The 19,879-nt window shown below is 73.0% G+C and carries 19 protein-coding genes; 10 read left to right on the top strand and 9 right to left on the bottom strand.

Annotated elements, in window-relative coordinates:
- The first annotated feature begins 43 nt into the window (after positions 1–43).
- The 4 genes from WIS52_RS15805 (at position 44) to WIS52_RS15790 (ending at position 3,474) form a co-directional block, all read left to right on the top strand.
- The gene (locus WIS52_RS15805) at positions 44–349 is read left to right on the top strand and encodes a hypothetical protein (protein ID WP_349299016.1); all 306 of its coding nucleotides are present in this window, start codon (positions 44–46) and stop codon (positions 347–349) included.
- A complete protein-coding gene (locus WIS52_RS15800; protein ID WP_349299015.1) occupies positions 339–1,619 on the top strand; it encodes a cupin domain-containing protein in 1,281 nt (426 codons plus the stop codon). The genes WIS52_RS15805 and WIS52_RS15800 overlap by 11 nt, the downstream gene beginning before the upstream one ends.
- A 55-nt stretch (positions 1,620–1,674) precedes the next feature.
- The gene (locus tag WIS52_RS15795; protein ID WP_349299014.1) at positions 1,675–2,565 is read left to right on the top strand and encodes a sucrase ferredoxin; all 891 of its coding nucleotides are present in this window, start codon (positions 1,675–1,677) and stop codon (positions 2,563–2,565) included.
- Positions 2,566–2,670: 105 nt separating this feature from the next.
- Positions 2,671–3,474, top strand: coding sequence for a phosphatase PAP2 family protein (locus tag WIS52_RS15790; RefSeq protein WP_349299013.1), 804 nt, complete (start codon positions 2,671–2,673; stop codon positions 3,472–3,474).
- Here the strand turns inward: WIS52_RS15790 and WIS52_RS15785 are convergent.
- Positions 3,451–4,068 carry a TetR/AcrR family transcriptional regulator gene (locus tag WIS52_RS15785; RefSeq protein WP_349299012.1) on the bottom strand — a complete coding sequence of 206 codons (618 nt, stop codon included), beginning with the start codon at positions 4,066–4,068 and terminating at the stop codon, positions 3,451–3,453. The genes WIS52_RS15790 and WIS52_RS15785 overlap by 24 nt on opposite strands.
- Before the next feature lie 115 nt (positions 4,069–4,183).
- On the opposite strand from WIS52_RS15785, the gene WIS52_RS15780 reads away from it, so the two are divergent.
- From WIS52_RS15780 to WIS52_RS15765, 4 genes are all read left to right on the top strand, one after another.
- Positions 4,184–5,755, top strand: coding sequence for an acyl-CoA synthetase (locus WIS52_RS15780; RefSeq protein WP_349299011.1), 1,572 nt, complete (start codon positions 4,184–4,186; stop codon positions 5,753–5,755).
- Positions 5,752–6,744, top strand: a complete 993-nt coding sequence (locus tag WIS52_RS15775) for an LLM class flavin-dependent oxidoreductase (protein WP_349299010.1) — start codon at positions 5,752–5,754, stop codon at positions 6,742–6,744. The genes WIS52_RS15780 and WIS52_RS15775 overlap by 4 nt, the downstream gene beginning before the upstream one ends.
- Position 6,745: 1 nt before the next feature.
- Positions 6,746–7,501, top strand: coding sequence for an SDR family NAD(P)-dependent oxidoreductase (locus WIS52_RS15770; RefSeq protein WP_349299009.1), 756 nt, complete (start codon positions 6,746–6,748; stop codon positions 7,499–7,501).
- A gap of 73 nt (positions 7,502–7,574) precedes the next feature.
- On the top strand, positions 7,575–9,503 hold the full coding sequence (locus WIS52_RS15765) for an acetoacetate--CoA ligase (protein WP_349299008.1): 1,929 nt from the start codon (positions 7,575–7,577) through the stop codon (positions 9,501–9,503).
- 21 nt (positions 9,504–9,524) lie between these two features.
- On the opposite strand, the gene WIS52_RS15760 is transcribed toward WIS52_RS15765, so the two are convergent.
- Together WIS52_RS15760 and WIS52_RS15755 are read right to left on the bottom strand one after the other, a co-directional pair.
- On the bottom strand, positions 9,525–10,280 hold the full coding sequence (locus tag WIS52_RS15760; RefSeq protein ID WP_349299007.1) for an LLM class flavin-dependent oxidoreductase: 756 nt from the start codon (positions 10,278–10,280) through the stop codon (positions 9,525–9,527).
- A 20-nt stretch (positions 10,281–10,300) separates the two neighbouring features.
- On the bottom strand, positions 10,301–11,149 hold the full coding sequence (locus tag WIS52_RS15755) for a CPBP family intramembrane glutamic endopeptidase (RefSeq protein WP_349299006.1): 849 nt from the start codon (positions 11,147–11,149) through the stop codon (positions 10,301–10,303).
- An 86-nt stretch (positions 11,150–11,235) separates the two neighbouring features.
- Between WIS52_RS15755 and WIS52_RS15750 the strand changes: the two genes are divergently transcribed.
- Complete coding sequence (locus WIS52_RS15750) at positions 11,236–12,129, top strand: family 43 glycosylhydrolase (RefSeq protein ID WP_349299005.1); 894 nt, start codon at positions 11,236–11,238, stop codon at positions 12,127–12,129.
- Here the strand turns inward: WIS52_RS15750 and WIS52_RS15745 are convergent.
- The 4 genes from WIS52_RS15745 to WIS52_RS15730 are packed head-to-tail and all read right to left on the bottom strand — an operon-like array spanning position 12,118 to position 16,383.
- On the bottom strand, positions 12,118–13,404 hold the full coding sequence (locus WIS52_RS15745; RefSeq protein WP_349299004.1) for an MFS transporter: 1,287 nt from the start codon (positions 13,402–13,404) through the stop codon (positions 12,118–12,120). The genes WIS52_RS15750 and WIS52_RS15745 overlap by 12 nt on opposite strands.
- Positions 13,405–13,453: 49 nt before the next feature.
- On the bottom strand, positions 13,454–14,743 hold the full coding sequence (locus tag WIS52_RS15740; protein WP_349299003.1) for a TRAP transporter large permease: 1,290 nt from the start codon (positions 14,741–14,743) through the stop codon (positions 13,454–13,456).
- Positions 14,744–14,746: 3 nt separating this feature from the next.
- Positions 14,747–15,313: a TRAP transporter small permease gene (locus tag WIS52_RS15735; protein WP_349299002.1), complete on the bottom strand. Its 567-nt coding sequence runs from the start codon at positions 15,311–15,313 to the stop codon at positions 14,747–14,749.
- Positions 15,310–16,383 (bottom strand): TRAP transporter substrate-binding protein, encoded by a 1,074-nt coding sequence (locus tag WIS52_RS15730; RefSeq protein ID WP_349299001.1) that lies wholly within the window; start codon positions 16,381–16,383, stop codon positions 15,310–15,312. Before WIS52_RS15730 ends, WIS52_RS15735 begins: the two co-directional genes overlap by 4 nt.
- 134 nt (positions 16,384–16,517) lie before the next feature.
- Between WIS52_RS15730 and WIS52_RS15725 the strand changes: the two genes are divergently transcribed.
- Positions 16,518–17,339: an HpcH/HpaI aldolase/citrate lyase family protein gene (locus WIS52_RS15725; protein ID WP_349299000.1), complete on the top strand. Its 822-nt coding sequence runs from the start codon at positions 16,518–16,520 to the stop codon at positions 17,337–17,339.
- An 81-nt stretch (positions 17,340–17,420) separates the two neighbouring features.
- On the opposite strand, the gene WIS52_RS15720 is transcribed toward WIS52_RS15725, so the two are convergent.
- Positions 17,421–18,491, bottom strand: a complete 1,071-nt coding sequence (locus WIS52_RS15720; protein ID WP_349298999.1) for an LLM class flavin-dependent oxidoreductase — start codon at positions 18,489–18,491, stop codon at positions 17,421–17,423.
- Positions 18,484–19,875, bottom strand: coding sequence for an MmgE/PrpD family protein (locus tag WIS52_RS15715; RefSeq protein WP_349298998.1), 1,392 nt, complete (start codon positions 19,873–19,875; stop codon positions 18,484–18,486). Before WIS52_RS15715 ends, WIS52_RS15720 begins: the two co-directional genes overlap by 8 nt.
- Positions 19,876–19,879: the final 4 nt, after the last annotated feature.

Raw genomic sequence — 19,879 nt, 5'->3', positions numbered from 1 at the left:
ATCGTCACCTCGTCGGTGACTCCGGACTGCGGAAGGACCCACCATGGCTCTGAACGACGACGACATCACCACCTCCTCCACCAGCGGTCCCGAGGGCCCTGCGGACTCCGGCGCGGGCCAGGGCACGCCGGGGCAGCACGACGGTGGCGCGGACGGCGGTGCCGACTCGGGTGCCGAGGGCCCGGCCGACTCGGGCGCGGGCCAGGGCACCCCCGGCCAGCACGACGGCGGTGCCGACGGCGGCGCGGACTCCGGTGCCGAGGGGCCGGCGGACTCCGGCGCGGGCCAGGGCACCCCGGGGCAGCACGACGGCGGTGCGGACGGCGGTGCCGACAGCGGTGCGCGCTGACTCCACCGAGCTGGTCACCGGTGCCGGCGACCCCAGTGCGGGAGACCCGGCACCGGTCCGGCGCGGCGCGCTCGAGCGGGTCGTCGGCCCGGACGTCGCGGCGTTCGGCGACCGGCACTGGGGCCGCACACCGCTGCTGACCCGTGGGGCCGACCCGATGGCGTTCGGTGACCTGCTCGACCTCGACGGGGTCGACGAACTGCTGTCCCGGCGCGGACTGCGCACCCCGTTCCTGCGGCTGGCCCGCAACGGCGCCGTGGTCGACTCGTCGTCGTTCACCGGGCCGGGCGGGGTCGGCGCCGAGATCGGCGACCAGGTCCGCGACGACCGGGTGGCCGCACTGTTCGCCGACGGCAGCACCGTCGTCCTGCAGGCACTGCACCGTAATTGGCCCGGCGTCATCGACTTCGCGACCGCGCTGGCCGAGGAGCTGGGCCACCCGGTCCAGGCGAACGCCTACGTCACGCCGCCGTCGTCGCAGGGGTTCTCCGCGCACTACGACGTGCACGACGTCTTCGTGCTGCAGCTCGCCGGCCGCAAGCAGTGGCGGATCCACGCGCCCGTGCACACCGACCCGCTGCGCGACCAGCCGTGGAACGACCACGCCGCCGCCGTCGCCGCCCGGGCCCGCGACGACGCCCCCGACATCGACACCGTGCTGGAACCGGGCAATGCCCTCTACCTGCCCCGCGGCTGGCTGCACTCCGCGACCGCGCTCGGCGACGTGTCCGCGCACCTGACCGTCGGCGTCCACGTCGTCACCCGGTTCGCGCTGGTGGAGGCCCTGACCGCGCTCGTCGCCTCCGACGAGCGGCTGCGGGCGTCGCTGCCGCTGGGGATCGACGTCGCCGACCCCGAGCAGCTCGCCCCGCACCTCGACGCCGTGCGGGACGCGCTGCTCGGGGCCGTGCGGGACGTCGGGGCCGACGCCGTCGCCCGGCGGGTGCGGCGTCGCGTCTGGTCCGGCGGACGTCCGGAGCCGGTCCGGCCCGTCGCCGGGGCTGCGTTCGAGCGCGATCTCGCGATCGGTGACGCGGTGCGCCGCCGCATCGGATTGCCCCACCGGATCGTCGCGACGCATGATCGCGTCGTGCTCGAACTCCCCGACCGGCAGCTGTCGCTGCCCGCCGAGACCGCGACGGCGCTGCGCGCGGTGCTGGACGCCGACGCGTGGCGGGCCGGCGACCTTCCCGGCATGGACGCGCCGGACCAGCTCGTGCTCCTGCGCCGGCTGCTGCGGGAGGGCGTGCTCGTCCCGGTCGCGACATGAACGGCCGCGACATGAACGGCCGCGACACGAGCGGCCGCGGCATGACGGGAGCGACGTGACGGCGGTACCCGCGCCGATCCGGTGCTCGGTCGCCGCCGAAGCGGCGGGGGATCCGCTCGAGGGCACCGCCCCGCCCGCGCAGCAGTGGTTCCTCGTCGAGCACCCCGGGCCCTGGGCGGCGCGGGCGCTCACCGGATCCGGGATCGAGCCCGGTGCCGTCGCCGCGCTGTCGGCCTGGGCCGGTGCGGTGGGCGGGCGCATCGCGCTCATCCGCAGGCCCGGACGGTCGTCCCGGGTTCCCCGTGCCCGCCGCTGGTTCCGGGTCGACTCCCGGCCAGGGCACGAGGCGGTCCGCACCGGGTCGTTCCGGGACGACGGCGAACTGATCGCCGCCGTCGGGTCCCCGGGCGAGCCGGCGGACGGCCCGATCGCCCTGGTCTGCGCGCACGGCAGGCACGACACCTGCTGCGCGATCCGCGGCCGCCCGCTGGCCGGGGCGCTCGCCGCCGCGCTGCCCGACGCGACCTGGGAGTGCAGCCACGTCGGCGGCTGCCGGTTCGCCCCGGCGATGGTGCTGCTGCCGCACGGGTTCACCTTCGGCGGGGTCCGGCCCGACGAGGCGGCCGGGATCGTCCGCGACTACGCCCGGGGCGTCCTGGAACCGGGCCGGTTGCGCGGCCGGTCCTCGCTGCCCCCGCCGGTGCAGGCCGCCCAGCAGCACGCCCGCACGGCGACCGGCGCCACCGGCGTCGACGCCCTGCGGGTGGTCGCCGCCGACATCGATACCGGCACCGACGGCGAGGGCGGTCACCGGATCGAGTTCGCCGACCCGTCCTGCCGGGTCCGGGTGCGTGAGCGGATCGAGCAGACCGACCGGGCCCTGACCTGCGCGACGACCGCGCCCGCACGGCTGCGGGTGTTCGACCTGGTCGACCTGCAGGTCTGACGCCCACCCGTGCGGGTGATCACCCCTCGCATTCTCTCAGCGTGAGCACAGCGGGCCCGCGCGACACTCCCTCCACGTTGCACCTCGGAAGCACGGGAGGACGTCGTGAACTCCGCGGACGCCCAGCAGGCCGCCGGAACGCTCCTGACGCTCGCGTGGATGCTCGCCCTCGCGGCGGTGTACGCCCCGCGGATCGGCCTGGTGGCGGTCGGCCCGCAGCGCACCGGCGAGGTCGAACACGTCCCCCGGCCGGCGTTGTGGGGTCTCGGGGCCGCCGTGCTGCTGTTCACCACGCAGGCCGGCGTCGTCGACGCGATCGCCGACGCCCCGGGCCGGATCACTGCCGCCGACCGGCCGGTCCTGGCGTGGATGGTCGCCCACCGCACGCCGGAGGCCACGGCGGTGATGCACGCGGTGAGCAACTGGGGCGGGACCGTGCCGACGCTCGCGCTGGCGGCCGCCGCCACCGCCGTGCTGCTCGTCCTGCGCCGCTGGTCCGACGCCGTCGCCGTCGTGGTCGCGACCGCCGGCGTCCCGGTGCTGGTCAACGCGTTCAAGGACCTGTACGGCCGGGTCCGGCCGCCGGTGGAGACCCGGCTGGCCGTCGAGCCCGACCTGTCGCTGCCGTCCGGGCACGCCCTCGGCGCGACCGTGATCATCGGGATCGTGGCGGCGGTGGTCGTGCGGTCGCTGCGGTCGACGGCCGGGCGGGTCGCGGTGCTGGCCGCCGCCGTCGCCGCGGTCGGGGTGATCAGCCTGAGCCGGCTCTACCTCGGCGTGCACTGGGCCACCGACGTGCTCACCAGCTGGACGCTCGGGGGTGCCTGGCTGGCGCTCTGCGTGACCGGTCTGGCCTGCCTGACGCGGCGCCGGTCGGGCCGGGGGTCAGGACACCAGCCGGGGCAGTAGCTCCCGACAGCCGGTGCGCAGATCGTCGAGGGCTGTCGCCGAGCCGGCGAGGTGGCGGTGCAGCGCCTGCTGGAACAGTCCGTCGAACATCGCGTAGGCCGCCGACGGCGTGCAGGTCGGCTCGGTCCCCGCGAGCTCGGCGTAGCCACGGACGACCCGCCACATCATGTCCTGCAGGCTCCCGTCGATCTCGGCGACGTCCTCGCGGTAGGCCTGCTCGAACATCGACTGCGCGCGCAGGTCGTACCAGAGCCGGTGCAGCAGCGGCGCGTCGGCGAGCGTGGCGGCCAGACCGTCCCCGCAGGCCGTCGCGAGACCATCCGGTGTGGACTCCCCGGCGACCAGGCCCTCGTACTGCGCCGCGCAGGTGGTCTTGAAGCGCCGGACGCAGTAGGTGATCAGCTCGGTCTTGTCGGCGAAGTAGTAGTGCAGCAGCCCGTGCGAGAACGCGGTGTTCTCCGCGATCGTGCGCAGGCTGGTGCGGGCGTAGCCGAGGTCCGCCAGGGTCACCAGGGCGGCGTCGGCGAGCTCTCTCCGGCGGTCCTCGACCTTGTCGACGCCGGACCGCGCCCGCGTGGACGTGGATGGGGACACGGGGAGACGGTACCTGCTCTGACCGCTCGTCCAGGAAAATCTTGACAAGTGTCCAGGACCCGGCCACGGTCGTCGGTGTCCGCAATGGTGCCGACGCCCGATCCGGGGGACGACGATGTCGCTGACCTTCTACCTGGACAAAGGCGCCTCGCTGGATCCCGGGGCGCCGTGCCTGACCCTCGACGGGACGTCGCTGACCTACGGCGAGGTCGTCGGGCTCTCGCACGCGGTCGCCCGGGCGTTGCGCCGGTCCGGTGTGCGGCCCGGCGACAAGGTCGGCGTCCTCTCGGCCAACGAGCCCACCGCGTTCTCCTGCGTGTTCGGGATCGCCCGGGCGGGCGCGGTCTGGTGCCCCATCAACCCGCGGAACGCGGCGGCGGAGACGGCGGAGCTGCTCGACCTCTTCGACTGCGCCGCACTGATCTTCCAGCCGGCGTTCGACGAGCTGGTCGCCGAGATCGCTCCCGGACTCCCGCAGCTGACGACGCTGGTCCGGCTCGGGGAGGGCGGCGGACCGCCGTCGTCGCACGCGTTCGGGCCCTGGCTCGAGGCCGCCCGCGACGACCCCTCCGCCGAGGCCGCGCCGCCCGACGACGTGGTCGCGCTGGTCGGCACCGGCGGCACCACCGGGCGTCCCAAGGGGGTCGTGCTCACCGACCGCAACCTCGAGACGATGTCGGCGATCACGCTGATGAGCTACCCGTTCGACGGGCGGCCGGTGTACCTGGCGCTGGCCCCGCTGACCCACGCGGCCGGCGTGCTCTGCTTCCCGATCATGGCCCGCGGCGGCGAGGTCGTGATCATGGCGAAGCCGGACGTCGGCCGGTTCCTGGAGCTGGTGGCGCGGCACCGGGTCACGCACACGTTCCTGCCGCCGACGCTGATCTACATGGTGCTGGGCCACGAGGCGCTCGACGCCACGGACCTGTCGTCGCTGCAGTGCTTCTGGTACGGCGCGGCGCCGATGTCGGTGGCGCGGCTGACCGAGGCGCTGACCCGGATCGGGCCGATGGCGCAGCTGTTCGGGCAGTCCGAGGCGCCGATGATGATCTCGACGATGTCGCCGGCCGAGCACCTCCGGCCGGACGGGACCGTCGACACCGCGCGGCTGTCGTCGGCCGGACGGCCCTCGCCGCTGGTCACGGTGGCGATCCTCGACCAGCAGGGTCTCCCCGTGCCACGTGGCGACCGGGGGGAGATCTGCGTCCGGGGGTCGCTGGTGATGGCCGGCTACTACCGCAACCCGGAGGCCACCGCGGAGGTGTCGGTCCACGGCTGGCACCACACCGGCGACATCGGCTACCTCGACGACGACGGCTACCTGTTCATCGTCGACCGGGCCAAGGACATGGTGATCACCGGCGGGTTCAACGTCTACTCCGCCGAGGTCGAGCAGGCGCTCATGGTGCACGACGCCGTCCGGGACTGCGCGGTGGTCGGCCTGCCCGACGAGAAGTGGGGCGAACGGGTCACCGCGGTCGTCCAGCCACAACCCGGGGCGGAGATCGACGTCGACGAGCTCGCCGCCTTCGTCAAGGAGCGGATCGGATCCGTCAAGGCGCCGAAGCAGATCGAGATCTGGCCCGACCTTCCCCGCTCGACAGTGGGTAAAGTCCTGAAGAAAGAGATCCGCGTCACACTCAACGACCGAGGCTCTGTCATGCCGCAAGGAGGCCGCATCACATGAAACTCGCTCTCTACCTGCCGAACTTCCGAGACAAGGTGACCATCAAGGAGCTGGAGGACCTCACCGCGCTCGCCGAGGAGCTCGACTTCGACTCGGTGTGGACGCTCGACCGGATCGTCGTCCCGGAGGCGTCGGACCACGAGGGGCTGCAGTACTCCTTCGGCATGATGGACGGGCTGCCCAACGCGCTGCCGGTGTCCTCGCGCGGCCAGTGGTTCCAGGGCTACCCGCTGATCCCCTGGCTCGCCGCGAAGACCTCGAAGGTCCGGATCGGCATGAGCATCATCGACACCCCGTTCCGCTCGCCCGGCGTGCTCGCCACCGAGCTGGCCACCATCGACCACCTCTCGAACGGCCGGCTCAACGTCGGTCTCGGATCCGGCTGGATGCCCGAGGAGTTCGCCGCCGCGAGCGCCGCACACATCTTCCCGAAGCGGCACAAGCACGTGCGCGAGTCGATCGAGATCATGCAGGGCGTCTGGGCGAACGAGCACTTCGAGTACCACGGCGAGTTCGCCGACTTCGACCTCTGCGGGTTCGGCGCGAAGCCGCTGCAGCAGCCGCGCCCGCCGATCTTCATGAGCGGGCTCAAGGACCCGCTGCGCTCGGCCCGGCGCATCACCAAGTACGACCTGGACGGCTGGATCGGCATCCAGGACTCGCCCGAGGGTCTGGCGAGATGGATCACCGCTATCGACGAGCAGTTCGACGAGATCGGCAGCTCGAAGCGGGCCAAGGACCTCGAGATCTGCTCGATGATCTGGACGGTCATCACCGACTCCGACACCGACCAGACGGTCAACGGGGTCGCGTCCAACCTGCTGGTGGGCTCGGAGAAGCAGGTCACCGACCGGTTGAAGGCCTACAAGGACGCCGGTATGACGATGCCGCTGATCTGGCCGCCGTTCGCCGACGTCCCGGTCTCGAAGACGCTCGACGATCTCAAGCGGATCAAGAACGACATCATGCCGAAGGTCGAGGCGTCCTGAGATGGCCGAGCTGGAGGGCAAGCGGGTCCTCGTCACCGGGTCCGGTGCCGGGATCGGCAAGGCGATCGCCACGCTGTTCACCGAGCGCGGCGCCCGGGTCGTGGTGAGCGACATCGACGCCGAGACCGCCGAGAAGGCGGCCGCCGAGATCGGGGCGGCGGGCGTCGCGAACTGCGACGTCACCGACGAGGCGCAGGTGCAGGCCGCGGTGGCCCGGGCGGTGGAGATCCTCGGCGGGCTCGACGTGCTGGTCAACAACGCCGGGATCGAGATCTCCTCGCCGCTGCTGCAGCAGTCGACCGAGAGCTTCGAGCGGATCCATGCGGTCAACGTGCGCGGGCCGTTCGTGGCGATGAAGGCGGCGATTCCGCACCTGATGGAGTCGAGGGGCAACGTCGTCAACATCGCCTCGATCGCGGGGCTGGGCGGCAGCCCGCTGCTCGGGTCGTACTGCGCGAGCAAGGCGGCGCTGATCCAGATGACCCGGGTCGCCGCGGTGGAGATGCGCCCGACCGGTGTGCGGTTCAACGCCGTGTGCCCGGGTTTCGCGGACACCGCGATGGTCGAGCGGCTGGTGCCGGACTTCGAGGCGGCGACCCAGGTCCCGTTCGGCGACCTCGTCGCGCAGAAGCAGGGCCGGCTCGGTACGCCGACCGACATCGCCGAGGTGGCGGCGTTCCTGGCGTCCGACCGGGCGTCGTGGGTCACCGGAAGCGCGTACGTGCTCGACGGCGGGTTGTCCGCGTCACTGGTGTAGGCGGCTGCGCCGCCTGTGAGTACTTTTCGTGGCTCCAGCCACGAAAAGTACTCACAGGCACCGGAGGTGCATGATGAGGGAGCGGATCGCCGGCTCCGCGCTGCGGGAGTACCTCGACTGGCTGCAGCGGCGCGAGGGCCGGGCGTTCGACGACCACGGGACCTTCTGGGCGTGGTCGGTGGAGGACATCGACCGCTTCTGGCGCTCGATCGTCGACTACTACGAGGTCGCGTTCTCCACGCCCTGGGAGCAGGTCCGCACCGCCGACCCGATGCCGCACACCCGCTGGTTCACCGGTGCCCGGCTGAACTGGGCCGAGCACGCGCTGCGCCGCGGCTCGGGGGACGACGTCGCGCTGGTCTGCGTCCAGGAGGGCGGCGGGCCCGCCCGCGAGATCACCCGGGGCGAGCTGCGCCGTTCCGTCGCGGCGGCCGCCGGGTGGCTGCGCCGGGCCGGGGTGCGCCCCGGCGACCGGGTCTGCGCCTACCTGCCCGACACCGAGCACGCGGTGATCGGGCTGCTCGCCGCCGCGGCGGTCGGCGCGGTCTGGTCCTGCTGCTCACCGGACTTCGGCGCCGACGGGACGGCCGGGCGGCTCGCGCAGCTCGAACCGACCGTGCTGATCGCCGCCGACGGCTACCACTGGAACGGCAGGACGCTCGACCGCGCCGACGTCGTCGACCAGCTCCGGGAGGAGCTCCCGACCCTCCGCCACGTCGTGCACGTCGGGTACGCGTTCGACCGGCCGGCCCCCGAGGGCACGACGCCGTGGGACGAGCTCCTGGCCACGCCCGCCGAACCGGAGTTCGCGCAGGTCGAGTTCTCGCACCCGCTGTGGGTGCTGTTCACCTCGGGCACCACGGGCCTGCCCAAGGGGCTGGTGCACTCGCACGGCGGGATCACCCTGGAAGGTCTCAAGTGGTCCGGGCTGTACTGCGGGCTGCGCGCCGGCGAGCGGATGTTCACCTACACCTCGACCGGCTGGGCGCTGTGGAACATGCAGCTCGGCGCGCTCACCCAGGGCGCGAGCATCGTGCTGTACGAGGGCAGTCCCGGCCACCCGCCGGGCGCGGTCTGGGAGGTCGCCGCGCGGACCGGGGCCGACGTCGTGCTGATGGGCGCCGCCGTCGTCACCGCGACGGCGAACAGCGGCGTCTCGCCCGTCGCCGAGCAGGACTTCAGCCGGCTACGGCACGTCATGGTGAGCGGCTCGGCGCTTCCCCCGGACGGCTACCGCTGGCTCCACGAGCACGTCAGCCCGGACATGCGGATCGACTCGACCAGCGGCGGCACCGACATCTCCGGCTCGTTCGTCGGCGCGAACGAGTACACACCGGTCCGGCCCGGCCGGATCGGTGGCCGGCTGGCGGGCGTCGACTGCGCGGCCTGGGACGACGACGGAGAGCCGGTCGTCGACGAGGTCGGCGACCTCGTGATCACGAGTGCGATGCCGTCGATGCCGGTCCACCTGTGGAACGACCCGGATGCGACGCGCTACACGGAGTCCTACTTCGACACCTGGCCGGGCGTCTGGCGGCACGGCGACTGGGTGACGATGCACGCCGACGGCAGCGTGTCGGTCCACGGCCGCTCGGACTCGACGCTCAACCGGCACGGTGTGCGGCTGGGTACCGGCGACTTCTACGACGTGCTCGAACCGATGGAGGAGATCACCGAGACCCTGGTGGTCGGCGTCGACCTGCCCGACGACGGGTACTGGCTGGGCCTGTTCGTCGTCCCGGCCGACGGGCACCCGCTGGACGACGCCCTGCGGCAGAAGATCGTGAGCACCCTGCGGTCCCGGCTCTCGCCCCGGCACGTCCCGGACGAGATCGTCGAGGCACCGGCCGTGCCGCACACCCTGAACGGCAAGCGGCTCGAGGTCCCGGTCAAGAAGCTGCTCAGCGGCCGGCCGCTGGAGAAGGCCGCGAACCTCGCCTCCGTCGACGACCCGGACACGGTGCGGTGGTACGCGCGGTTCGCGGCCGAGCGGTCGGAGTGACGGCGCCGCCGAGGCGGGGAGTCAGCCTCCGGCGACCGGCAGCCACGGGCGCGGGTCCGGATCGTCGGCCGGCGGGACGAGGACGACGGTGTCGAGCCCGGCCGCCGCGTGCTCCCGGACGGCGTCGAGGGTCCGCTCCGGTGTGTCGTGGGTGTCGAGGTAGGCGATCCGCCGGAAGCCTGGGCCAGGACCGCCCCGTTCGGTCTCGGCGAGCGAGGACCGGACCTCGGCGGGTGTCCGGCCGGAGTCCAGGAGCACGCCGTCGGCGAGTTCACCGGCGAGCCGGAGCGTCTTCGGGCCGCGCGCTCCGATCAGGACCGGGGGCACCTGCGCGGGCGGGTGGTCCAGCGCGACCCGGTCCAGATGCACGTAGCGACCGGAGGTGGAGACCTCACGGCCGGCGAGAAGGTCGCGCACCGCGGTGGTGTGCTCGGCCAGCATCGTCATCGGTGACGCCGCCCGGTTCCCGACCTGGCCCATCCACTCCAGGACGCCGTGCCCGAGGGTCGGCAGGAAGCGTTCCGGGAACAACCGGGCCAGCGTGGCGATCTCCATCGCGATGACGGCCGGGTTGCGTAGCGGCACGGGATAGAGGCCCACCCCGACCCGGATCCGCTCGGTGCGGGCCAGCGCCACCGCGGCGGTCGCCGTACCGCCGTGCAGGAAGCAGTCCTCCCACAACCAGAGCTGATCGACGCCGGCGGCTTCCGCGTCGCGGGCGACGGCCGGTAGCTGCTCGGGCGGTAGCCCCGGGCGGAACACGATGCCGATCTCCACGCCGGGCAGCGTGGCACACCTCAGCGCGGGCTGGTCAGGAACACGTCGGCCAGGTGCGGGTTGTAGGCGTGCACCAGGATCCCGAAGATGATCAGGTCGAAGGTCAGGTGCACGACCAGCACGTAGGTGAACGACCGCGTGCGCTGGAAGATGTAGCCCTGCAGCAGCGCGAACGGGATCGTCAGCAGCGGCCCGATCCCGCGGTAGCCCAGCTCCCACAGGAACGACACGAACACGATCGTCTGCAGCACGTTGGCCTGCCAGAACGGGAAGTGCCGGCGCAGCAGCGCGAACACCGTGCAGATGAAGAACAGCTCGTCCCACAGCCCGACGGCGTTCACCCCGACGAACAGCCGGATGATCTCATTCGTCCCGGAGATCTCCGGCCAGTTCTGGTAGGCACCGGTCCCGATGAAGTACCAGGGCAGCAGCAGGTAGCCGGCGACGACGACGAGTGCCAGGTAGCCGTACTCGAACCCGCTCCAGCGCTTCCCGGTGAGCATCGGGAACCGGATGATGTCCTCCCGCCACCACAGCCGGGAGATCGCGAACGGCAGCAGCACGGCCGCGGAGAGCACCACGGTGAACCGGGCCATGCCGGCGTCGCTGAGGTCGGCCTCCAGCGACATCGTGCTGATGATCACCAGGCTGGCCGCGATCAGCGCCAGGTGTTTCAGCAGGGCACGGTCGACGACCGCGGCCAGCACCAGTCCGGCGACGATCAGACCGTAGCCCGACCACGGCTCCTGCACGACGAACAGCGCGATCGCGGACACCATGACCAGCGTCGCGGCGACCTGGCGCCCGGCACCGCCCCGGGCGGTCACGGGGGAGCGGTTCGAGTCGTCGGTCGTCGCTGCGGCACCCACGGCGTCAGCATGCTCGGAGCGGGACGAACGGGACAAGCCGGGTGGGTGACGTTCTGCCGTCGAACCGATCGGGTAACTGCGGAACCATGACCTCCGACGACGGCGTGGTGCGCGGCAACCCGATCATCACCGACGTGTACACATCGGATCCGGCGGTGCTGGTGCACGACGGCGTCGTGCACCTCTACACCGGACACGACGAGGCGCCGCCCGGTTCCGACCGCTTCGTGATGCGGGACTGGCTGCACTTCTCCTCCACCGACCTCGTCCGGTGGACCGCGCACGGGGCCCCGCTCACGCTCTCCCACTTCGGCTGGGCGCGCGACGGCGCGAAGGCCGGCGCGGTCGTCGAGCGGGACGGGCGCGTCCACTGGTACGTGGCGGTGAACCACGCGGAGGTGCCGGGTGGGGCGATCGGTGTGGCGGTCGCGGACGCGCCGGGCGGACCCTTCACCGACGCGCTCGGCCGGGCGATGATCACCAACGATGTCCCGTACGACACCGGCGACGACCACACGATCGATCCCGCGGTGATCGTCCACGAGGGACGGGCCCGGCTGTTCTGGGGCAAGGGGCGCTGCTTCACCGCCCGCCTCGACGACTCGATGACCGCGCTCGCCGGCCCGATCACCGAGATCGAGCTGCCGGGCTTTCAGGAGGGCGCGCACGTGCACGCGCACGACGGCTGGTTCCACCTCGCTTACGGCTACGACGCCCCGCAACGCGTCGCCCACGCGCGCAGCCGCAGCCTCGACGGCCCCTGGGAGTTCGCCGGGCTGCTCGCCGAGGTTCCGGGGAACTGCGCCACCAACCGGCCGGCGATCGTCGAGGTCGGCGGGGAGTGGTTCTTCTTCTACCACTCCGGGACCGCGCCGGGCGGTGACCCGCGCCGGCGTTCCGTGTGCGTCGACCGGCTCGTCCACCTGTCCGGCGGGCGGATCGAGCGGGTCCGGATGACGACCGAAGGCCTACTGGCCTGAGGGGCGGGCCCGCTGCGGGACCAGCACGATCACGATCGCGCCGAGCACCGCCGGGATCGCGAACGCGAGGAAGTTCGCGGCGAACCCGGCGCCGGTGGCCATCACCAGGCCGCCGTAGATCGGTCCGGCGATCGCGCCGATCCGGCCGATCCCCAGCGCCCAGCCGAGACCGGTGGCGCGCAGGTGCTCGGGGTAGAAGGTCGCGGTGTAGGAGTTGACGATGATCGTCGTCCCGATCGTGCACGCCCCGGCGACGGCGATCAGGGCGAGCAGCACCGGGGTCGGGAACCGCACCATGAGCAGCAGGATCGAGACGGCCGCGGTCAGGAACATCCCGGTGATCACCGGCCGTGCCCCGACCCGGTCGGCCAGCGATCCGAGCAGCGGGGCCCCGACGATCGCGCCGAGGTTGAGCGCCAGCAGGAACGCCAGCGCCGGGCCGAGCGGGTACCCGGCCGCCCGCATGATCTGCGCCAGCCAGGTGTTCAGGCCGTAGACCAGCAGCAGCCCGAACGCGGTGCCCAGCCAGAACAGCAGCGTCCCGCGCAGGTACGGAGCCGCCAGCAGGTCCCGCACCCCGCCGGGCCGGGCGCCGGGCGCCGCGACCTCGGGTACCGGCATCCCGTACCGGGCGGCCAGCGCGGAGGCCTCGTCGCGGCGGCCCTTCGCGGCGAGATAGGCGACCGACTCGGGCAGCGCCACGACGACGACCACCAGCAGCACCGCGCCGACGCCCGCGCCGATCCAGAACAGCGAGCGCCAGCCGAGGGTCTCCAGCAGCGCGATCCCGGCGAGGGCGGAGAGCACCCCGCCGACCGAGTAGCCGGAGAACATCAGCGCGTTGGTGGCGTTGCGGCGCCCGGCCGGGGCGTACTCGACGGTCAGCGCGATCGCGGTCGGCACGACGCCGCCGAGCCCGATCCCGGCGACCAGCCGCAGGGCCCCGAACACCTCGGGGCTGGGCGCCAAGGCACAGAACGCCATCGCGATCGAGAACCAGGCGACGCAGATCATCATCAGCCGGCGTCGCCCGATCCGGTCGGTCACCACGCCGGCGACCAGGGCGCCGATCAGCATGCCGATCAGGGCGAGCGAGCCGATGAATCCCGCCTGCCCCGGGTCGAGCGCCCACTCGCCGGAGATCAGGGTCGGCAGCACCGTGCCGTAGACGATGAGGTCGTACCCGTCGACGACGATCACCGCCCAGCACAGCGCGATCACCCACGCCCGGGACCGGGTCCGCGGGACCGCGGTGCCGGTGGCGCTCTCGCTCATGGCGTCCCCCTCGATCGTCACCTGATCGGAGGCACCCTATGCGGGGAGATCATCCGCCCATCGTCTCGGGGAGCCACATCACCACCCCGGGCACCGCGGCCAGCACCGCGACGAGCACGAGCAGCGCCACCACGTACGGCAGCACCCCGACGAAGATCTCCTCCGCGGGCCGCCCGGTCGAGCTGGACACGACGAACACGTTCATCCCCATCGGCGGGGTCACCAGGCCGATCTCCGCGAGCAGGATGACCATGACGCCGAACCAGATCGGGTCGTAGCCGAGCGTCTCGATCAGCGGCAGCACCACCGGCACCGTCAGCGCGAGGATCGCGAGCTGGTCGAGGAAGGCGCCCAGGACCAGGTACACCAGCGCGATCAGGGCGAAGATCAGCAACGGTGGCGCGGCGATCCCGGAGATCGCGTCGACCATCGTCCCGGTGATCCCGGTCAGCGTCATGAAATAGCCGAACAGGTACGCCGAGGAGATGATCAGCAGGATCATCGCGGTGGCGGTGAGCGTCTCGCGCAGCGCGTCGACGATCCGGCGCAGGTCGAGCCGGCGCCGGACGAGCCCGATCACCAGCGCGCCCGCGACCCCGAGCCCGGCCGACTCGGTCGGTGTCGTGAGTCCGAAGTAGATCGAGCCGACGACGACGACGAAGAGGAGCGCGACCGGTCCGAGCACCGGGATCGTGCGCAGCTTCTCGGCCATCGGGTACCGGCGGCCCGCCGGCGCCAGCTCGGGCTTGCGGCGGACCAGGACCAGCGTCGTGATGATGATCGTCAGCGTGACGAGCAGCCCCGGGACGAGCCCGGCGATCAGCATCTGGCCGACGCTGACCTCGGCGAGGATCGCGTAGAACACCAGGATGATGCTGGGCGGCACCATCGCGGCCAGCGTGCCGACGACGGCGACCAGGCCGTTCGCCAGCCGGCCGTCGTAGCGCTCCCGCTCCATCTCCGGGATCGTCGTCGAGGCGAGCGCGGCCGCGGCCGCCGTGCTGGATCCGGACACCGCCGCGAAGGTGGCGCCGGTGGTCGTCGTCGCGACCCCGAGGCCGGCCGGGACCCGCCCGACCCACACCCGGGCCGCGGCGAAGAGCTCGGTGGTGACACCGCTCTTGAGCACCAGCTGCGCCATCAGGATGAACAGCGGGATCGCGGCGAGGGTGTAGGCCGAGACGGCGGAGTACGGCGTGGTCTCCAGGAAGCCGAGCGCCGCGGCGGGCCCGCCGACGGCGAGCAGGCCGACGACCGCGCTCAGCCCGATCGCGACACCGACCGGGACCCGTGCCAGCAGCAGCACGAGCATGAGGATCAGGACTCCGGTGAGGACCATCTCCTAGACCTCCTCGGTCGTGGTGGCGTCGTCGCGCGGTTCCGGGATGCGCAGCTGGACCATGAGGGTGTGCAGCACCCGGAGGACGGCCAGGCCGGCGCCGAGCGGCACCATCGCGATCGAGGTCCACACCGGCCAGGACAGGTCGGACGCGGCGGCCAGCGGCACGTCGCCCATGCGTGCCGCCTTGAGCGCCAGCTGCAGCCCGCCGTAGGCGACGAGCGCGAGGAACGTCGCGGTCAGGACCGAGCCTCCGATCGCCAGCACCCGGCGCCCACCCGGGCCGAGCCGGCGGTGCACGAGGTCGATCCGGACGTGCGCCCCCTCGCGCACGGTGTAGGCGAGCCCGAGGAAGAACAGTCCGATCAGGACGTAGTCGCCGACGAAGCCGACCGACCAGGACAGCGGGGCACCGATCAGGTAGCGCAGGGCGACGTCGACGACGATCAGCACGACGGTCGCGGCCAGGCCGGCCAGGCCGACGGCGGCGAACGCGTTCTCGACGCCGCGAAGCGCCCGGTCGCCGGGACCGGTCGTCGCGGGGGCCTCGGCGGGCCGCACCGCGCTCACCGGGCGTCCCCGGCGCTGCGGACCCGCTCGAGCTCGGACTCCATCGCGTCGAGCACGGCCGCGCCGGGGCGGCCGTCGGCCTCCATGTCGGCGACCCAGTCCGCGCGGATCTCGGTGACCGCGCGGTCCCACTCGGCGCGCTGCGCGTCGGACAGCGTCGTGAACGTCATCCCGCCCGCCTCCAGGGTCGCCCGGGCGTCCGCGGTCTGGGTGGTCATCTCCTCGCAGAGGTTCTGCACGGTCTCGGCACCGGCCTGTGTCATCGCCGCACGGTGCGCGTCGGGAAGGTCCTGCCAGAGCGCCTCGGAGATCGCGAAGGTCAGGGTGAAGCCGCCGAGCGGGGCGCCCTCGGTGGCGTAGGAGGCGACCTCGTCGAGCCGGAACGGCACCGCGCTCATCGGCGGGAGCGTCATCGCGTCGACCGTGCCGCGGGACATGGCCTCGTAGACCTCGGGCCCGGCGATCGACACCGGGACCGCCCCGAGCGTCCGCAGCGTCTGGTCGACGACCCCGCCGGGGGACCGGGTCAGCATGCCCGCGATCTGGGTCGGTTCGGTGATCTCGACGTTGCTCATGAACTCGTACTGCGGCACGACACCGACGAACAGCGGACGCAGCCCGCGGGGCGCGAACTCCTCCTCGTAGAGCACGCCGTCCTCGGCGGTGAGCGCCTCGACGGCGTGTGCCGTGGTGCAGGAGTCGGAGCTCAGCCCGGGGAGATCGCCGACGTTGGACAGCGGGAGCTTGTCCGACAGGTACGGCGGGGAGACGACGCCGATGTCGATCGCCCCGTTGCCGACCAGCGTGACGTAGTCGCCCGCCTTGCCCAGCTGCTCGGACGGGTAGTAGTCGAAGTCGACCTCACCGCCGGTCAGCTCGGTGACGCGGTCGGTGAAGTGCACGATCCCGTCGGTGGAGGCGGGGTGCGTCACCGGGTAGGAGTCGGCCACGACCAGCGTCCTGCTCTGCGGTCCGGCGGTGCCGTCCGGAGGTGCGCCACATGCGGCCGCGAGCGCGACCGTGGCGACGAGGCAGGTCACGAGCCCGGCACCGTTGCCCAGCTTCCTCATCGAGTTCCTTTCGTCACATCGAGCGTCGCATGACCGAGTGACGCCACTCAAGTAATCATCTGATGTTTTTTCTACTCAGTTGGTGGCGCTGTAAACGCTTGACACGCTAAATGTCAGACATCAACGATGACGTGATGCAGCCGATCGACTCGTCGACCACGTTCCTGTTCGTCCCCGGCTCCCGGCCGGACCGGTTCGACAAGGCCGTCGCGAGCGGGGCGGACGTGGTGGTCCTCGACCTGGAGGACGCGGTGGCCCCCGAGGGCAAGGCGGTGGCGCGCGAGCACGTTCGGTCCTGGCTGGCCGCCGGCGGCCGCGCGATGGTGCGGGTCAACGGCACCGGCACCCCCTGGCACGACGCCGACACCGCGCTGGCCGCCGGGGCCGGCTGCCCGGTGATGCTGCCGAAGGCCGAGAGTCCGGACCAGGTCGCCGGCCTCGTCGGCGCGTTGCCCGGCGGCGCCGGCGTCGTCCCGCTGCTGGAGACCGCACGGGGGCTGCGGCGCACCGAGGAGCTTTGCGCGGTGCCCGGGGTGGTCCGCCCCGCGTTCGGCAGTGTCGACTTCGCCGTCGACATCGGGGTGGACCACACCGACGACGACGCGCTGCGGCTGGCCCGCTCCGAGCTCGTCCTCGCCGCCCGGGCCGCCGGAGCCGGCGCCCCGATCGACGGCGTCACGACCGCGGTGCGCGACACCGAGCGGCTCCGGGCGGACAGCGCCGCCGCGCTCGCGCTGGGAATGACCGCGAAGCTGTGCATCCACCCGGCCCAGGTCGAGGTCGTCGCGGCCGCGTTCCGGCCGACCGGCGAGCAGCTGGCCTGGGCCCGGTCGGTGCTGGAGACCGCCGCGAACGGAGCCGTCGGTGTGCTCGACGGCGCGCTCGTCGACAAGCCGGTGGTCGACCGGGCAGCCGCGCTGCTCGCCCGCGCGGGGGAGTCCGCGGCCGGCCGGTGATCACCGGCCCGGCGCTGCCGGCGACGCCCCGGGCCGCCGGGCCGGATCCGGCTCCGGGGCGCGGTCCACCCGGGCCGGCCCTCACCGCGGGGCGCTCCCGGCCGGTGCCGAGCCGTGCGGGACGGCGACGGCCGGGGTGGCGCGCAGCACCGGGGCGACCTCCCGGGCCAGCAGGTCCAGCGAGGCCAGCGCGTCGCCGACCGGCATCCCCGCCCACTCGGTGCGGAGCACGAAGTGGTCGACGCCGACCTCGTCGCGCCACGGCAGCAGCGCCGCGAGGCAGTCCTCGGGAGTGCCGACCACGAACCGGTCGCGGGCCAGCTCGTCGTAGCCGGTGCGGAACGACTCCGCTCCCGGGAGGACCTTGTCCTGGCCCCAGTCCGCGTAGACCTCGTACTTGCCGGCCAGGTACGGACGGGCCAGCTCCAGGGCCCGCTCCCGGGTGGGCGCGCAGTAGACCTCGCGCATCAGCGGGAGCTCGCCGATTGGACCGCGCCCGGCGGCGGTGCGCTCGGCGTGGAACAGGTCGAGCTGGCGGCGCACGGTCGCCGTCGTCGCATGTGGATTGATCATCCAGGTGTCGGCCGACCGGGCCGCCCGGCGGACCGCCGCGTCGGAGTTCGCGGCCATCCACACCGGCGGCGTCGATGCCGGCAGGGTGGTCGCGACCGCCCCGTCCAGCCGGCACCAGGGCAGGTCGGCGTGCACCGGCTCGCCGGACCACAGCTCGCGCACGATCCGTAGGTTCTCGGTGAACCGGCGCACCTTCTCCCCGGGCGGGATCCCGAACGCGGCGTACTCGACCTCGCGGTAGCCGAGCCCGACCCCGAACACCGACCGACCACCGGCGACGACGTCGAGGCCGGCGTAGTTCTCCGCGGTGTCCACCGGGTTGTGCAGGGCGAGGAGGTGGATTCCGGTGCCGATCCGCATGTCCCCGGCGTCCGCGGCGAGCCGGGCCAGCCAGGGCAGCGGCTGGATGTGCGAGAACGACTCGGGCAGGTGGTGCTGGCCGGCGAACACCGAGTCCAGCCCGCCGTCGCGGGCCGCCCGGACGAGTTGCAGCTGCTCGTCCAGCGCGACCAGCGGATCCCGGCCGGCCGGCTGCTGGTGGGCGAGGAAGATCCCGACGCGCACCGGCCGGTCAGCCACGGCACGCCTCGGCGAACGCGGCGGCGGGGGTGTCGTCGCCGAGCCCGAGCACCGCGGCCCGCACCCGGTCGGCGACGGCGGGGGACGCCACCGTGCCGATCGTCCCGGCGAACTTGGCGGCGATCTCGTCGTTCGACAGTGGACGTTCGTCGTGGCCGCGGTTGACCTGCTCGCGGTGCCGCAGCACCCGGCCGTCGGCGAGCTCGATCTCGATCGCGCCCGAGTAGGCCGCCGGGAACGCGCTGTCGGCGTCCTCGGTGACGTGCACCTTCTGGGCGAGGTCCAGCGCCGCCCGGTCGGCGAGCGCGTCGTCGGCCAGCTCGGCCAGGCCGAACCGGCCGCGCAGCAGCGTGGTGGCGACGACGTAGGGCAGGCTGAACTTCGCGTCGTACTCGTCGCGGGGCGCCCACTTCGCCTCCGGCGGCTCGCACACGACCTTCCCCGGCACCGGGTGGATCGCGCAGCGGACCCCGGTGATCTCCGAGTCGCCGATCTCCGGGCGGAGCAGCAGCGCGGCGTCGGCGAAGGCGTGGATGAAGTGGCAGATCGGGTAGGGCTTGACCGCGGTCCGCATCAGCTCCCAGGTCTCGCCCAGCCCGTCGGCGACGGCGTCCGGCCGGGTGTCGCGCCCGGCGAGGTGGGAGTTGTAGAGGCCGAACCGTCCCTCGTAGACCGCGCCCGGCCCGCTCCAGCCGGCCGCGGCGAACCCGGCGGCGGTCAGCCCGCAGTTCGCGGCCCAGCCCGGGTGCAGCCGCTTGGTCCACGCCCCGTCGGCGAGGAACTCCAGCAGCCCGGCGCTCATCGACCCGACGACGCCCTGCGCGGTGGTCAGCCCGGCCGCGTCCAGACCGGACACCTTCCCGGCGGCGACCGCGGCGCCGAACGCCCCGGCGACGGCGGTGGGGTGGAAGCCGACGTCGTGGAACCCGCCGGCGCCGCCGATGCCGACCCGGGCCGACACCTCGACGCCGAGGACGTAGGCCAGCAGGAGGGTCCGGGTGTCCGCGCCGGAGGAGACCGCCGCGGCGAGCGCCGCGGGCAGCGCGGCGGCCGTGACGTGCGTGACGGCCGGGATGTGCGTGTCGTCGAAGTCCATGCCGTGGATCAGCACGCCGTTGAGCACGGCCGCGTCCCGGGCGGGCAGCCGGTTGGGCAGTCCGAGCACCGGCTGCTCGCCGGCACCGCCGAAGGCCGACAGCGCTTTCAGCGCGACGCCCGGGAACTCGTAGGCGGTGGAGGCGAACGCCAGGCCGACGGCATCCAGCACGAGGTGGCGGGCCCGCTCGAGGACCTCGGGCGGGACGTCGTCGAGGGTGGCGCGGGCGGCGAACTCGCCGACCGTCGCGGCGAGCGAGGTGGTCGGTGGGGCCGGGATGGTGGTCATCGGT

Origin of the sequence: Pseudonocardia nematodicida (assembly GCF_040105385.1) — a bacterium.
GTDB classification, from domain to species: domain Bacteria; phylum Actinomycetota; class Actinomycetes; order Mycobacteriales; family Pseudonocardiaceae; genus Pseudonocardia; species Pseudonocardia nematodicida.
The sequence above is the reverse complement of the archived record's forward strand: the minus strand, read 5'-3'. Positions and strand labels throughout refer to the sequence as shown.

Coding starts and splice junctions, on each gene's coding strand:
- WIS52_RS15805 (WP_349299016.1), top strand. CDS start 44: ATGGCTCTGAACGACGACGACATCACCACCTCCTCCACCAGCGGTCCC.
- WIS52_RS15780 (WP_349299011.1), top strand. CDS start 4,184: ATGTCGCTGACCTTCTACCTGGACAAAGGCGCCTCGCTGGATCCCGGG.
- WIS52_RS15775 (WP_349299010.1), top strand. CDS start 5,752: ATGAAACTCGCTCTCTACCTGCCGAACTTCCGAGACAAGGTGACCATC.
- WIS52_RS15770 (WP_349299009.1), top strand. CDS start 6,746: ATGGCCGAGCTGGAGGGCAAGCGGGTCCTCGTCACCGGGTCCGGTGCC.
- WIS52_RS15765 (WP_349299008.1), top strand. CDS start 7,575: ATGAGGGAGCGGATCGCCGGCTCCGCGCTGCGGGAGTACCTCGACTGG.
- WIS52_RS15750 (WP_349299005.1), top strand. CDS start 11,236: ATGACCTCCGACGACGGCGTGGTGCGCGGCAACCCGATCATCACCGAC.
- WIS52_RS15745 (WP_349299004.1), bottom strand. CDS start 13,404: ATGAGCGAGAGCGCCACCGGCACCGCGGTCCCGCGGACCCGGTCCCGG.
- WIS52_RS15740 (WP_349299003.1), bottom strand. CDS start 14,743: ATGGTCCTCACCGGAGTCCTGATCCTCATGCTCGTGCTGCTGCTGGCA.
- WIS52_RS15730 (WP_349299001.1), bottom strand. CDS start 16,383: ATGAGGAAGCTGGGCAACGGTGCCGGGCTCGTGACCTGCCTCGTCGCC.
- WIS52_RS15725 (WP_349299000.1), top strand. CDS start 16,518: ATGCAGCCGATCGACTCGTCGACCACGTTCCTGTTCGTCCCCGGCTCC.
- WIS52_RS15715 (WP_349298998.1), bottom strand. CDS start 19,875: ATGACCACCATCCCGGCCCCACCGACCACCTCGCTCGCCGCGACGGTC.